Genomic DNA, 13,357 nt, shown 5'->3' with positions numbered 1-13,357 from the left:
TCGTCCACCGCGGTGGTCCGGACCGTAGCCGCTCCGCTGCGCTCATTGCCGGCCTCCGCTCCGCGGATCGGCGCTCGTCCACCGCGGTGGTCCGGACCGTAGCCGCTCCGCTGCGCTCATCGCACGGGCCGGGGCGTCGCCGGGTGGTTGCCCGCGTTGACCAGCTCGGCGACCGCGTCCCGGGGGCTCTTCTTGGTGACCAGGCCCTCGCCGACCAGCACCGCGTCGGCGCCCGCCGACGCGTACCGGATCAGGTCGTGCGGCCCGCGCACGCCGGACTCGGCGATCTTGACGACGTTGTTCGGCAGGCCGGGCGCGATCCGCTCGAAGACCGACCGGTCCACCTCGAGGGTCCGCAGGTCGCGGGCGTTGACGCCGATGACCTGGGCGCCGGCGTCCAGGGCACGGTCGGCCTCCTCCTCGTTGTGCACCTCGACGAGGGCCGTCATGCCCAGCGACTCGATGCGCTCGAGCAGGCCGGTGAGCACGTTCTGCTCCAGCGCCGCCACGATGAGCAGGACGAGGTCGGCTCCGTGCGCCCGGGCCTCGTGCACCTGGTAGCTGGAGACGACGAAGTCCTTGCGCAGCACCGGCACGTTGACCGCGGCCCGCACGGCGGCCAGGTCCTCCAGTGAGCCGCCGAACCAGCGGCCCTCGGTGAGCACGCTGATGCACCGCGCGCCGCCGGCCGCATATTCCCCGGCCAGCTCCGCCGGGTCCGGGATGTCGGCCAGCGCGCCCTTGGACGGTGACGACCGCTTGACCTCCGCGATCACCGCCACGCCGGGCTTGCGCAGGGCCGCGTACGCGTCGATCGCCGGCGGCGCTGCCGCGGCGAGGTCGCGCACCTGCTCCAGGGAGAGCTGCTGCTGGCGGGCCGCGACGTCCTCGCGCACCCCGGCCAGGATCTCCTCGAGCACGTTCTGCGGGCCCGCACCACGCTCGGCGGGTCCGCCGCTGCCCGCTTCCGCCTGATCGGATGTCACCTAATGACTCCCCTCTCCGGGTGTCCTCGGCCCGATGCTAGGTGGCCGCCGACAAGTCCAGCCCCCCGGGGTATGGCGCGCCTCACGAGATGGGCTGCGGCATAATGCGCACCCGGGCGACGCGCTGTCTCATCTGTCACATCCTCCTCGCCCGTCGCAGGGCTCTAGCTGCGACCCCCTGGATGATCGGCTGATCCCCCGTAGCGGTGACGGTGGTGTCACGCATCGGAAATACGACTCCGGCATCATCGGATTTCGGCAGACTGGTCGGCGGCGTGGGGCAACGCCGACCCGGCACGAGTCTCGGAGGTAGAACCATGGCTACTACGGACGTGGGTTTTGTCGCCGTCTCCCGGGCCGTCGTCGCGGCGGCCGCCGATCTCGTCGCCGAGGTCGAGCGCCGGGTGGTCGGCGAGGAGAACGTGCGCACCGCCCAGGGCAACGCGTGGGCGGCGATCTGCGCCGACCGGGCCCGGGCCCAGGCCCGCGCCGACATGGACGCGATGGTCGCGGCGCTGGCCGCGACCGGGCAGCGCCGGCCGGCCCGCCGCCGTCAGCGCGCCGTCGGGTCGTCGCCGCGGTCCAGGGCGTCCCAGGCCGCCCTGGTGTCCACCCGCTGATCCACGTCGGCATCGGCGGCCGGCGGGCCGGCGGTGCCCCGGCGTTCGTAACGGGCGCCCATGGCCGGCCACTCGTGGCCGTGCCGGGCCGCCGACAGGCCGCCCAGCATGATCAACAGCCCACCCAGCACGCAGGCCACCGGCCAGACGGTGCCACCGGCGCCGGCCGCACCCACCGCCAGCCCGGCCCGGCCGGTGATCGCCCCCGCGGCCACGCCGAGGCCGACCAGGACCAGCACGCCGCCGAGCAGCCGCCGGGCCGGCCCGCGGGTGGCCAGCAGCGCCCCCGCCCCGGCCAGCGCGACCAGGGCCAGGCCGATCACCCACGGCGCCAGGTCCGCGCCGGTCCGGACGGCCCGCAGCGACGACAGCCCCGGCCGGGCGGTGACGATCTCCGACCAGGTGCGGGTGACGGCGTAGACGGCCAGGCCCGCGCCCGCGCCGCAGAGCAGCACCGTGGACCCCAACCGGCGGGCGGGGGTCATCAGCGCGCCGCGCGCAACGTCTCGGCCGCGGCGATCGCCGCCAGCACGGCCGCGGCCTTGTTCCGGGTCTCCTGCTCCTCGGCGGCCGGGTCGGAGTCGGCCACGATGCCCGCGCCGGCGCCCACGTACGCCTTGCCGCTGTGCAGCAGCGCCGTGCGGATCGCGATCGCCATGTCCATGTCGCCGGCGAAGCCGAAGTAGCCGACCGTGCCGCCGTACAGGCCGCGGCGGGTCGGCTCCAGGCTCTCGATGATCTCCATGGCCCGGACCTTGGGGGCGCCGGACAGCGTGCCGGCCGGGAACGTCGCGGCCAGCGCGTCGAACGCGGTGCGGTCGGCCCGCAGCTCACCGACCACCGTGGAGACGATGTGCATGACGTGGCTGTACCGCTCGATGCGGGCGAAGTCCGGCACCTCCACCGTGCCCGCCCGGCACACCCGGCCCAGGTCGTTGCGGCCCAGGTCGACCAGCATGACGTGCTCGGAGCGTTCCTTGGGGTCGGCGAGCAGCTCGGCGGCGAGCGCGTTGTCCTGCTCCGGGGTGGCGCCGCGCCAGCGGGTGCCGGCGATCGGGTGCAGCAGCGCCCGGCGGACCCCGCCCTGCTCCGCGCTGACCTTCAGGTGCGCCTCCGGCGACGAGCCGACGATGTCGAAGTCGTCGAAGCGCAGCAAGTACATGTACGGGCTCGGGTTGGTCGCCCGCAGCACCCGGTAGACGTCCAGCGGGTCGGCGTCGGTGACCCGCTCGAAGCGCTGCGCGACGACGATCTGGAAGCACTCGCCGGCCCGGATGGCCTCCTTGGCCGTCTCGACCGCCTTCTGGTAGTCGCCCGGCGCGGTGCGGCTGACCACGTCGCCGGGCGGCACCCGCTCGACCGTGGAGATCATCGGCGGGGTGGGCCGGGACAGCGCGGTGGTCATCGCGTCGAGCCGGCCGACGGCCTGGTGGTAGGCGGCGCGGGCGGCGGGCGCGGTGGCGTCCGCGTCGAGCACCGCGTTCGCGACCAGGATGGCCGAGCCGTCGTAGTGGTCCAGCACGACCAGGTCGGTGGCGAGCATCATGCCCAGCTCGGGCAGGGGCACGTCGTCCACGGCGGTGGCCGGCAGCCGCTCGAACCGGCGGATCAGGTCGTAGCTCAGGTAACCGACCATGCCGCCGGTCAGCGGGGGCAGGTCGGCGCCGGTCCCGGGCTCCTCGGGCGAGGCCAGGGCCGCGACGGTCTCCCGCAGCGCGACCACCGGATCCCCGGTCAGCGGTACGCCCGCCGGCGGATGCCCGAGCCAGACCGCCTCGCCGTCGCGTTCGACCAGGGTGGCGGCGCTGCGCACGCCGATGAACGAGTACCGCGACCAGGCGGCCGAGCCGGCACCCTGCTCGGCGGACTCGAGCAGGAACGTGCCCGGACCGCCGGCGAGTTTGCGGTAGACGCCGATCGGGGTCTCGCCGTCGGCCAGCAGCCGGCGGACCACCGGCACCACCCGGCGGCGCGCCGCCTGGGCCAGGAAACCGTCCTCGTCCGGGGTCACCGATCCGGTTGTCATGCTGTGCCCGCCTTTCGCATGCCTTCCCGGCCCTCACGGTCACGGCCGTCGCCCGCTCCCGCCCGGCGACGTTCGGTGCGGTCAGTCATGCTGTGCCCACCTTTCGCATGCCTTCCCGGCCCTCACGGTCACGGCCGTCACGGCCCTCACGGTCACGGCCGTCACCCGCTCCCGCCCGGCGAGGTTCGGTGCGGTCAGTCATGCGCCCTCCCCCGGTGCCGCCGGCAGCGCGTCGGAGAAGCAGGTGTGGGTGCCGGTGTGGCACGCCGCGCCGACCTGCTCGACGGTGACCAGCAGCGCGTCGCCGTCGCAGTCCAGCGCCACCGAACGCACGTACTGGTGGTGCCCGGAGGTGGCGCCCTTGACCCAGTACTCGCCGCGGCTGCGCGACCAGTACGTGGCCCGGCCGCTGGTCAGCGTGCGGTGCAGCGCCTCGTCATCCATCCAGGCCAGCATGAGCACGTCGCCGGTGCCGGCCTCCTGGACGATCGCGGCCACCAGGCCGTCGGAGGTGCGGCGCAGGCGCGCGGCGATCGCCGGGTCCAGCGCGGAGACAGGTCCGTTCACAAGGTCAGTCGCGGGCACAGTGTCACATTCTCCCGCACGGGGTGCCGGCGTCACGAGGCCGTACCCGTAGCCCACGATCCGGTCACGACCCGCGCTGGGGGTGTGACCGGGAGGGCAGGGACGGTACCGTCGTCCTGCGTCGCGCCGGAGAGGTGCTGCGCCCGCCGTCCGACCGGCCCGCCCCGCGGATGGCGCCGCCACTGGAACGGGAGTTTTGACCGATGGAGCCGACGTCCGAGCCCGAGAACCGGCAATCCCGCGGCCTGGCCCGCTTCTGGCCGGTGCACGGGATGCCCACGCCGGCCCAGCGGCAGTCCGAAGAGGATCCGGACGCGCGCCGGGCCGCCGCCCCGGCGCACGCGTCCGACCAGCCAGCCGGCGCCGCCGGCCCGACCGGGGAGCACCCGCAGGTGAGCGAACAGCAGTCCCAGCCGCACGACGACCAGCAGGAGCCGGAGGAGCCGTCGCCGAACCCGTTCGCGCCGCGGCCGCACCCGGCCCTGACCAGCGACACCCAGATGGTGGCCCTCGGCTCGCGGCGCCCGGCGGACGCGCTGCTCGGCTCCAACGGCGCCCGGTGGACCAACCAGGGCGGCTTCCCGCCGGTCGAGACCAACGGGCACCGGGTCGGCGAGGCCGCACGGCGGCTCCCCGGTGGCGAACGGCCAGCCCCCGGTGGGCAACGCCGGGCTGCCCGGCTCGCGGTCGCCGTTCGCCCCGGAGCCCCCGTTCGTGGCCGCCGGCGACGAGCCGGCGCGGTCCGCGTTCATCCCGCCCGCCGAGGAGCTGGCCCGGCCGGCGTTCCCCGTGGCCGGTGACGACGCCCCGCCCGGGCCACGGTCGCCGTTCGCGCCCGTCGACAACGACCCGCCCGGCCCGCGGTCGCCGTTCGCCCCGGCCGAGGACGACGCTCCGGCCGGCAGCCCGTACGCGCCGTCGCCGTTCGCGCCGCAGGCCGCCGGTTCGGCGCCGGTGACCGCGACGAACCCGCAGGCCGCCGGGTCGGCGCCGGTGACCGGGGCCAACCCGCCGGCCGCGAGCTTCGCCCCGCCCGCCGCGCCGCAGCAGCCGGCCGCCCGGCCGGTCAGCGCCGGTCCCGCCGCGGCCGGGTCCGCCCAGGTGCCGGTGCCGCTGGGTGGCCGCCCGGTCAGCGGGCCGCCCGCCGCCGCGCCGAGCAGCGAAGCGGTCGCGCCGCACGCCGATCCCGCCCACGCCGGCCCGGCCCGCGCCGAGGCCACCCGCGCCGAGGCCACCCGGCTCGAACCCACCCGGCTCGAGCCGACCGGCTGGGCCACCGCCGGCCCGCGGACCGGTGCGACCGGCAGCGCCACGGTGCCGGTCAGCGCGCCCGGCAACGGCCGGCGCGGTCGCGCCGACGAGGCCACCGACGAGCAGGTCCCCGCCGCGCCCCGGCGCCCGGAGGACGCCCGCGAGGCGGCGCCCGCACCCCGGCAGGAGGCCCGTGAGACGACGCCCGCGCCCCGGGCCGCCGGGACCCCGCTGCGCCCGGGCGACGTGCACGACGTCTCGATCACGTTCTGGTCGGAGTCGGCGACCGAGCAGTTCCGGGCGGAGTGGCACGAGGTCAAGGCGCAGTTCGTCGACGACCCGGAGGCCGCCCTGACCCGGGCGCACGACCTGCTCACCGAGGCCGTGCACGAGCTCACCGAGTCGATGCTGAGCGAACGCGACGAGCTGGACCCGCTGCGCGGCGCGGCGAAGCCGGACACCGAGAGCATGCGCATGGCGATGCGCGGCTACCGCGAGTTCCTGGACCGCATCCTGGCCCTGTAGGCCCCGCTCCGCGCCGCCGAGAGCCGCGATCCCCACCCCGGGGGTCGCGGCTTTTGTCATGGTCGCGTGCCGACTTCAGGGTTGCCGATTGCCCCGGCCATGGAATTCATCTAGCGTTGAAATCATCACACGATGAGTTCTTCGGGAGGCAACATGACCAGCGCCATCGAGGTCCGCGACCTCGTGGTCGAGCGCGGCCGGCGCCGCGTGCTGCACGGGATCAGCTGCACGGTGCCGGCCGGCAGCGTCACGGGCCTGCTCGGCCCCAGCGGCAGCGGCAAGACCACCCTGATCCGGGCCGTCGTCGGCGTGCAGATCGTGAAGTCCGGGACGGTCACCGTGCTCGGCGAGCCCGCCGGGGCGACCGCGCTGCGGCGCACGGTCGGCTACGTCACCCAGGCCCCCAGCGTCTACGCCGACCTGTCGGTCCGGGAGAACGCCCGCTACTTCGCCGCCCTGTACGGCCTGGGCGCGGCCGAGGCGGACCGGGCGATCGCCGACGTCGGACTGGCCGGCGCGGCCGGGCAGCTGGTCGGCAACCTCTCCGGCGGCCAGCGCAGCCGGGCCTCGCTGGGCTGCGCGATGGTCGGCTCGCCCCGGCTGCTGGTGCTCGACGAGCCCACCGTGGGCCAGGACCCGGTGCTGCGCGCCGACCTGTGGGCGAAGTTCCACACCCTCGCCGCGGCGGGCACCACGCTGCTGGTCTCCAGCCACGTGATGGACGAGGCCGGGCGCTGCGACCGGCTGCTGCTGATCCGTGACGGCGCGCTGATCGCCGACGACACCCCGGACGCCATCCGCGCGGTGGCCGGCACCGACGACCTGGACGCGGCCTTCCTGCGGCTGATCCGCGCCAGCGAGCAGGTGGCGGCATGAACGCGCGGATCACCCTGGCCACCGCGGCGCGGATCCTGCGGCAGCTGCGGCACGACCGGCGCACGGTGGCCCTGCTGGCCGTCGTGCCGTCGGCGCTGCTGGTGCTGCTCTATTTCATGTACGACGACCCGGGCGGCACCTTCGACCGGATCGCGCTGGTCATGCTCGGCATCTTCCCGTTCACCATCATGTTCCTGGTGACCAGCATCGCGATGCTGCGCGAACGCACCAACGGCACGCTGGAACGGCTGCTCACCACCCCGCTCGGCAAGCTCGACCTGCTCTTCGGCTACGGCCTGGCGTTCGGGCTGGCGGCCACGGTGCAGGCCGGCGTGGCGGCGGCAGCGGCGTACTGGCTGCTCGGGCTGGACACGCTCGGCAGCACGGCGCTGGTGGTGCTGATCGCCGTGGTCGATGCGGTGCTCGGGGTGGCCCTCGGGCTGTTCTGCAGCGCCTTCGCGCGCACCGAGTTCCAGGCCGTACAGTTCCTACCGGTGGTGGTCATCCCTCAGCTGCTGCTGTGCGGGCTGTTCGTGCCGCGCGGGCAGATGGCGGGCTGGTTGCAGGCGGTCGCGGATGCCATGCCGCTGTCGTACGCGGTCGAGGCGCTCACCCAGGTCGGCGCGCACCCGGACGCCACCACCATGATGTGGCGCGACCTGACGGTCGTGGCCGGCGCGGCGGTGGTCGCCCTGGTCCTGGCCGCCGCGACCCTGCGGCGCCGCACACCCTGACGAGGAGTTGCCGGTGGTACGGCGGAGCGGGCGGCGTCCGGGCAACCAGGACACCAAGCAGTCCATCCTGGAGTCCGCCCGCGCGGTCTTCGCCGAGACCGGCTACGACAAGGCCTCGGTCCGGGGCATCGCGGCCGCGGCCCAGGTCGACCCGGCGCTGATCCACCACTACTTCGGCACCAAGGAGAAGCTGTTCCTGGCGGCGATGAACTCGCCGATCGACCCGGCCGAGCTCATCCCGCGGGCGATGGCCGGGCCCCGGGAGCAGGCCGGCGAGCGGCTGGTCGCGCTGGTGCTCAGCGTCTGGGACTCCCCCGCCGGCAGCGCCGCGATCGCGCTGATGCGCTCGGCGATCAGCAACGAGTGGACCGCCCGGCTGATGCGCGAGTTCGTGGTCACCCAGGTGCTCCGGCGGGCGATCGCGGAGCTGGGCATCAACGCCGCGGAGGCGCCGACCCGCACGGCGCTGGTCGCCACCCAGATCGGCGGGCTGGCGATGGTCCGCTACATCCTCAAGGTCGAGCCGATCACCTCCCTGCCGCCCGAGCGGCTGGTGGCGGCGATCGGCCCGGCCGTGCAGCGCTACCTGACCGGCGACCTGCCTGGGGTCTTCGACGCTTAGCCGGCCGCCTCGCGGGTGCAGCGGTGGCAGAGCACCGGGTGCAGCAGGTGGGCCAGGTCGTGCCGGTCGGTGACCGGGCGCGGGAAGGACAGCCGGGCCAGCCGGTCGCCGAGGCGGACCAGGAAGCCGTACCGGTCCAGGCGGACCACCTTCGGCTGGTCGCCGGGGCGCGCGGCGGGGCCCAGCCGGCGCCGCACGTAGCCGGCCATCTCGTCGAGGTGGTGGTCGGCGAGGTCGGCGATCAGGTCGAACTCGATGGCCCGCAGCGGGTCCGGCACGGCCAGCGCGTAGTCCTCGGGGTCGATGTCGATCAGCACGCCGTCGCGCTCGTAGCGCACCTCGGCGACCTCCATCCGGTGCAGCACCTGGGTCGTGCCCACGTCCAGCAGGTCCGCGGCCGGGTCGGTGTCGGCGTAGTCCAGGGCGGCCTCGCGGGCCTGCTCGCCGGTGAGCGCGACGGCCCAGCCGGCCACCCACACCCGGCCCAGCGAGGGCGCGCCGGCGGTCGGCGGCACGTCGCTGATGTCGAGCACCAGCGCGGTGTCGTCGGTGCCCGGGCCGGGGCGCAGCGCGGTGGTGAGCGCGCCCTTCGCCGGGGCCAGAAGCAGCACCCGGCCCTGGCTGTCGGTCACGTGCCGGACCGGGTACGCGCCCTGCCGGCAGGCGATGTGCGCGGTCGCGGGCAGGTGACCGGCGGCCAGGGTTCGGGCCACCTCGGCGGGCGTGGGCTGCATAGCGGGTACCTCCGGTGCACCGGTCAGGATTGCCTAAGTTAGGTTAGGCTAACCGTACAACATTTCCGGACCGAAGTGAGATCACCCGTGAACAACTCCCGACCCAAGGCCCGGCTGTCGCGGGCTCTCGGCATCCCGCTCACCCGCAAGTGCGTGAAGTACTTCGAGCGGCGGCCGTTCCCGCCCGGCATGCACGGCCGGGGCCGGCGCAAGGCGTCGGACTACCAGGTCCGGCTGCTGGAGAAGCAGCGCCTGCGGCACCAGTACAACGTCAGCGAGGCGCAGCTGCGCAAGGCGTACGACGACGCGCACCGCAGCCAGGGCAAGACCGGCGAGACCCTGGTCGCGCTGCTGGAGAGCCGGCTGGACGCCACCGTGCAGCGCGCCGGGCTGGCCCGCACCATCTACCAGGCCCGTCAGCTCGTCGCGCACGGCCACTTCCTGGTCGACGGCCAGAAGGTCGACCGCCCGTCGTACCGGCTCAAGCCCGGCCAGGTCGTCGAGGTGCGGGAGAGCAGCCGGCAGAAGCCGCCGTTCCAGCTCGCCGCGACCGGCGCGCACCTGGACGGGCCGACCGCGCCGTATCTGTCCACGGTGGTGGAGGAGCTGCGCACCACGGTGATCCGCAAGGCGCTGCGGGCCGAGGTCCCGGTGGTCTGCGACGAGCAGCTGGTGGTCGAGTTCTACGCCCGTTAGCGGGTCTGCTCCAGCCAGGAGGCATAGAGCTTGGCGTAGATGGAGTCCTCGTCCGCCAGCAGCGTGGCGTGCGGGCCGCGTTGCACGACGCGGCCCGCGTCCACCACGATCACCTCGTCGGCGGACTGCGCGGTGGACAGCCGGTGGGCGATCGCCACCGTGGTCCGGCCCCGGGTGACGGTGTCGAGCGCGCGCTGCAGGCGCACCTCGGTGGCCGGGTCGACCGCGCTGGTCGCCTCGTCCAGCACCAGCAGGTCCGGGTCCGCGACGTACGCCCGGACCAGCGCGACCAGCTGCCGCTCCCCCACGCTGAGCGCCTCGCCGCGCTCGCCCACCGGGGTGCGCAGCCCCAGCGGCAGCCCGGCCAGCCAGTCCGCCAGGCCCAGCTCGAGGAACGCCAGCTCCAGGTCGTCGTCGCTGAGCGCGGGCGCCGCGAAGCGGATGTTCTCGGCGACCGTGGCGTCGAAGAGGAAGCCGTCCTGCGGCACCATCACCACCCGCGAGCGCAGCGACGCGAACCGCACCGAACGCAGCGGCGTGCCGGACAGCAGCACCTCGCCGGCGGCCGGGTCCATCAGCCGGGTGAGCAGCTTGGCGAAGGTGGTCTTGCCGCTGCCGGTCTCGCCGACCACGGCCACCCGGGTCCGCGGCGCGATCTCCAGGTCCACGTCCTGCAGCACCACCGGACCGCCGGGATAGCGGTAGGAGACGTCGGCGAAGCGCACCGACAGCGGGCCGGGCGGCAGGTCCACCCCGGCGGCGTCCGGGTCGGCCACGTCCGGCGCGATGTCGAGCACGTCCAGCACCCGGCGCCAGCCGGCGACGGCGTTCTGCGCCTCGTTGAGCACCTCGGTGGCGATCTGCACCGGCTGGATGAACAGCGTGACCAGGAACAGGAACGCGGTCAGCTTGCCCACGGTCAGGCCGCCGCCGACGCCGAGCAGCACGCCCACGACCACCACCGCGGCCAGCGCCACGCCGGCCGCGATCTCGCCGGTGGAGAAGCTGATCACGCTCGTCCGCAGGGCCTTCTGCTGGGCCACCCGCAGGCTCTCGATCGAGGTGTCCAGCCGCTTGCCGGTGCGCCCGGCCACCCCGTACGCGCGGATGACGGTGGCGCCCACGACGCTCTCCGCGACCGCGCCGAGCATCGTGCCGGTGCGCTCGCGGACCACCCGGTAGACGCCGGCCAGCCGCTTCTGGAACAGCCGGATGACCACCGCGGCCGGCAGGAACGCGGCGAACACCACCAGCGTGAGCTGCCAGGAGTAGACCAGCATGACGATCGTGGTGGCCACCAGCTGCCCGGAGGTGAGCAGCAGCAGCACGCCGCCGGTCTGCAGGAACTGGGTGATCTGGTCGACGTCGCCGGTGACCCGGGAGACCAGCGAACCGCGCCGCTCGGACTGCTGGTGCAGCATCGACAGGTCGTGGATGTGCCGGAACGTGCGGCTGCGCAGCCCGGCCAGCGCGGTCTCGCTGACCGTGAACAGCCGCCGGGTCATCAGGTAGCCGCAGACGGTGGAGACGATCAGCGCGGCCAGGGTCAGCCCGACGATCAGCGCGACCACGCGCAGGTCCGGGCCGCCGGGCACCCGGATGCCCCGGTCGATGCCCTGCTGGATGGCGATCGGCACGGCGACCCGGCCGGCCATCGAGACCAGCGCGAGCGCCAGCGTGCCGAGCAACCCGGGACGCAGCTCGGGCGAGAGCGCGATGCCGCGCCGGACGGTGGCAAGCGTGCCCTCCTCCGGCTTCTCCCGTACGGCGGTGCTCACGCGACGATCCTGCTGTCTTCCTCGGCCCGGGCGGCCTCGGCCTGCTCGTACGCGGTGACCAGGTCGAGGTAGCCGGGCTCGGTGGCGAGCAGGTCGGCGTGCGTGCCGGTGGCCACCACCCGGCCGTCGGCGACGTAGACGACCTCGTCGGCGAGCGCGATCGTGGCCCGCCGGTATGCGACCACCAGGATCGACGCGCCGGCGTCGTGCCCGCGCAGCGACGCCAGGATGGCCGCCTCCACCCGCGGGTCGACGGCGCTGGTGGCGTCGTCGAGCACGAGCAGCCGCGGCCGCCCGGCCAGGGCGCGGGCCAGGGTGAGCCGCTGGCGCTGGCCGCCGGAGAGCGAGGTGCCGCGCTCGCCGACGGGGGTGTCCAGCCCGTTGGGCAGTTTGGCGACGAAGCCCTCGGCCTGGGCCTGCCGCAGCGCCGACCAGGCGGCTTCGTCGTCGAGGCCGTCGCGCTCCAGGGTCACGTTGCCGCGCACGGTGTCGTCGAAGACGAACGGCACCTGCGGCACGAGCGCCGCCGCGGACGCCAGCGCCGGCACGCTGAACTCCGGCAGCGCGGTGCCGTCGAGGCTGACCGCACCCTTGTCCGGGTCCACCAGCCGGACGGCGAGGGAGGCGATGGTCGACTTGCCGGCGCCGGTCGCGCCGACCAGCGCGACGGTCCGGCCGGCCGGGACGGTGAAGGAGACGTCGTGCAGGACCTCGGGGCCCTCCCCGTACGAGAAATGGACGTGCTCGAAGCGCAGCTGCGCGGCACCGGTGCCGGCCGGCGCGGCCGAGCCGTAGGCGAGGTCACCACCGGCGCCGAGCACCGCCTGGACCCGCTCCCAGCCGGCGACGCTGCGCGGCAGCTCGGCGACCACCCAGCCGATCGCCCGCACCGGGAAGGCCAGCACGGTGAACAGGAACGAGACGCTGACCAGCTCGCCGACGGTGAGCGCGCCGGTCTGCAGCCGCCACGCGCCGAGCATCAGCACGGCCAGCGTGCCGACGCTGGGCAGGCTGTCCATCACCGGGTCGAACAGGCCGCGCAGCCGGCCCACCGAGATCAGCGCGTCGCGCAGGTCGCCGACGTGCACCGCGAAGCGCCGCGACTCGTCGGCCTCGCGGCCCATGGTCTTGACCACCAGCGCGCCGTCGAAGCTCTCGTGGGCGACCGCGCTGACCCGGCCACGCAGCTGCTGGGCCCGGATCTGCCGGGGTGACATCCGGCGCGAGTAGACCAGGTTGAGCCCGAACAGGGTCGGGAACAGGCAGACGCCGACCAGCGCCAGCACCCAGTCGGTGAGGAACAGCGAGACCAGGGCGGCGGCGATCATCACGATCGTGCCGACCGCGAACGGCAGCGGCGCGATCGGCACGAACGCGGCCTCGACGTCGGAGTTGGCGTTCGACAGCAGCGTGCCGGTGGCGTGCCGCTGGTGCCAGGCCGGCGGCAGCGCCAGATAGCGCCGGGTGACCGCACGCCGGTATCGCGCCTGGAGCCGGAACTGCATGAAGCCGGCGCCGAGGCGGCGGCCGAAGATGCTGGCCACCCGCAGCAGGGCGATGCCGATGAAGGTGGCGGCGATCAGCGCGAGCTCACCCGCGCCGGCCCGGTGCTCGGCGAACGCCGGCACCACCACGTTGCCGATCACCCAGCCGACCACGTACGAGTTCGCGATGACCAGCAGGCCGAACAGGCTGCTGCCGGCGGTGCCGATGACAAAGAGCCGGGGCTCGGTGCGGATCGCCTGGCCCAGCACGCGCAGGCCGCGCCCGAGCACGTCGCGGCTGGCCCTCGTGGTCACGGATCCCCGCCCAGACGTAAGTCCTCGCCGGCTGATCCGGCCTTACCGGTCCATCCTGCCGAACCGCCGGCGAAACGCCACAGGATTTGCATTGTGTCAGCCACCACACCGGTGCGCAGCCCCGG

General features: G+C 74.5%; 14 protein-coding genes. 7 read left to right on the top strand and 7 right to left on the bottom strand.

The window, feature by feature from the left end; genetic code table 11:
- Positions 1 to 116 precede the first annotated feature (116 nt).
- Positions 117 to 920: an indole-3-glycerol phosphate synthase TrpC gene (trpC, locus tag ACIBQZ_RS18475; RefSeq protein WP_396090091.1), complete on the bottom strand. Its 804-nt coding sequence runs from the start codon at positions 918 to 920 to the stop codon at positions 117 to 119.
- Positions 921 to 1,303: 383 nt separating this feature from the next.
- Here trpC and ACIBQZ_RS18470 point away from each other — a divergent pair, with 383 nt between their 5' ends.
- Positions 1,304 to 1,606 carry a hypothetical protein gene (locus ACIBQZ_RS18470; protein WP_396089915.1) on the top strand — a complete coding sequence of 101 codons (303 nt, stop codon included), beginning with the start codon at positions 1,304 to 1,306 and terminating at the stop codon, positions 1,604 to 1,606.
- On the opposite strand, the gene ACIBQZ_RS18465 is transcribed toward ACIBQZ_RS18470, so the two are convergent.
- The 3 genes from ACIBQZ_RS18465 to hisI form a co-directional block, all read right to left on the bottom strand.
- Entirely contained in the window at positions 1,540 to 2,091 is a 552-nt protein-coding gene (locus ACIBQZ_RS18465; protein ID WP_396089914.1) for a Trp biosynthesis-associated membrane protein, read from the bottom strand. The two genes, ACIBQZ_RS18470 and ACIBQZ_RS18465, sit on opposite strands and share 67 nt — an antisense overlap.
- Positions 2,091 to 3,632, bottom strand: a complete 1,542-nt coding sequence (locus ACIBQZ_RS18460) for an anthranilate synthase component I (protein ID WP_396089913.1) — start codon at positions 3,630 to 3,632, stop codon at positions 2,091 to 2,093. The genes ACIBQZ_RS18465 and ACIBQZ_RS18460 overlap by 1 nt, the downstream gene beginning before the upstream one ends.
- A gap of 198 nt (positions 3,633 to 3,830) precedes the next feature.
- Positions 3,831 to 4,199, bottom strand: a complete 369-nt coding sequence (gene hisI, locus ACIBQZ_RS18455; RefSeq protein WP_396089912.1) for a phosphoribosyl-AMP cyclohydrolase — start codon at positions 4,197 to 4,199, stop codon at positions 3,831 to 3,833.
- 221 nt (positions 4,200 to 4,420) lie between these two features.
- Here hisI and ACIBQZ_RS18450 point away from each other — a divergent pair, with 221 nt between their 5' ends.
- The 5 genes from ACIBQZ_RS18450 (at position 4,421) to ACIBQZ_RS18430 (ending at position 8,225) form a co-directional block, all read left to right on the top strand.
- Positions 4,421 to 5,017: a hypothetical protein gene (locus tag ACIBQZ_RS18450; RefSeq protein ID WP_396089911.1), complete on the top strand. Its 597-nt coding sequence runs from the start codon at positions 4,421 to 4,423 to the stop codon at positions 5,015 to 5,017.
- Positions 4,932 to 5,993 (top strand): hypothetical protein, encoded by a 1,062-nt coding sequence (locus ACIBQZ_RS18445; RefSeq protein ID WP_396089910.1) that lies wholly within the window; start codon positions 4,932 to 4,934, stop codon positions 5,991 to 5,993. The genes ACIBQZ_RS18450 and ACIBQZ_RS18445 overlap by 86 nt, the downstream gene beginning before the upstream one ends.
- Before the next feature lie 153 nt (positions 5,994 to 6,146).
- A complete protein-coding gene (locus ACIBQZ_RS18440; protein WP_396090090.1) occupies positions 6,147 to 6,869 on the top strand; it encodes an ABC transporter ATP-binding protein in 723 nt (240 codons plus the stop codon).
- Positions 6,866 to 7,603, top strand: coding sequence for an ABC transporter permease (locus tag ACIBQZ_RS18435; RefSeq protein WP_396089909.1), 738 nt, complete (start codon positions 6,866 to 6,868; stop codon positions 7,601 to 7,603). Before ACIBQZ_RS18440 ends, ACIBQZ_RS18435 begins: the two co-directional genes overlap by 4 nt.
- Positions 7,604 to 7,616: 13 nt before the next feature.
- On the top strand, positions 7,617 to 8,225 hold the full coding sequence (locus tag ACIBQZ_RS18430) for a TetR family transcriptional regulator (RefSeq protein ID WP_396089908.1): 609 nt from the start codon (positions 7,617 to 7,619) through the stop codon (positions 8,223 to 8,225).
- On the opposite strand, the gene ACIBQZ_RS18425 is transcribed toward ACIBQZ_RS18430, so the two are convergent.
- Positions 8,222 to 8,959 carry a DUF2470 domain-containing protein gene (locus ACIBQZ_RS18425; protein ID WP_396089907.1) on the bottom strand — a complete coding sequence of 246 codons (738 nt, stop codon included), beginning with the start codon at positions 8,957 to 8,959 and terminating at the stop codon, positions 8,222 to 8,224. The genes ACIBQZ_RS18430 and ACIBQZ_RS18425 overlap by 4 nt on opposite strands.
- A gap of 87 nt (positions 8,960 to 9,046) precedes the next feature.
- Here ACIBQZ_RS18425 and rpsD point away from each other — a divergent pair, with 87 nt between their 5' ends.
- On the top strand, positions 9,047 to 9,655 hold the full coding sequence (gene rpsD / locus ACIBQZ_RS18420; RefSeq protein WP_396089906.1) for a 30S ribosomal protein S4: 609 nt from the start codon (positions 9,047 to 9,049) through the stop codon (positions 9,653 to 9,655).
- Here the strand turns inward: rpsD and ACIBQZ_RS18415 are convergent.
- Positions 9,652 to 11,433 (bottom strand): ABC transporter ATP-binding protein, encoded by a 1,782-nt coding sequence (locus ACIBQZ_RS18415; RefSeq protein ID WP_396089905.1) that lies wholly within the window; start codon positions 11,431 to 11,433, stop codon positions 9,652 to 9,654. The genes rpsD and ACIBQZ_RS18415 overlap by 4 nt on opposite strands.
- Positions 11,430 to 13,232 (bottom strand): ABC transporter ATP-binding protein, encoded by a 1,803-nt coding sequence (locus tag ACIBQZ_RS18410; protein WP_396089904.1) that lies wholly within the window; start codon positions 13,230 to 13,232, stop codon positions 11,430 to 11,432. Before ACIBQZ_RS18410 ends, ACIBQZ_RS18415 begins: the two co-directional genes overlap by 4 nt.
- Positions 13,233 to 13,357 lie beyond the last annotated feature (125 nt).

It is taken from the genome of Actinoplanes sp. NPDC049599 (genome assembly GCF_044465625.1).
GTDB lineage: Bacteria > Actinomycetota > Actinomycetes > Mycobacteriales > Micromonosporaceae > Actinoplanes.
Note: the sequence above shows the minus strand (reverse complement) of the source record. Positions and strands in the feature narration are given on the sequence as shown.

Coding starts and splice junctions, on each gene's coding strand:
- ACIBQZ_RS18470 (WP_396089915.1), top strand. CDS start 1,304: ATGGCTACTACGGACGTGGGTTTTGTCGCCGTCTCCCGGGCCGTCGTC.
- ACIBQZ_RS18465 (WP_396089914.1), bottom strand. CDS start 2,091: ATGACCCCCGCCCGCCGGTTGGGGTCCACGGTGCTGCTCTGCGGCGCG.
- ACIBQZ_RS18460 (WP_396089913.1), bottom strand. CDS start 3,632: ATGACAACCGGATCGGTGACCCCGGACGAGGACGGTTTCCTGGCCCAG.
- ACIBQZ_RS18425 (WP_396089907.1), bottom strand. CDS start 8,959: ATGCAGCCCACGCCCGCCGAGGTGGCCCGAACCCTGGCCGCCGGTCAC.
- ACIBQZ_RS18450 (WP_396089911.1), top strand. CDS start 4,421: ATGGAGCCGACGTCCGAGCCCGAGAACCGGCAATCCCGCGGCCTGGCC.
- ACIBQZ_RS18440 (WP_396090090.1), top strand. CDS start 6,147: ATGACCAGCGCCATCGAGGTCCGCGACCTCGTGGTCGAGCGCGGCCGG.
- ACIBQZ_RS18435 (WP_396089909.1), top strand. CDS start 6,866: ATGAACGCGCGGATCACCCTGGCCACCGCGGCGCGGATCCTGCGGCAG.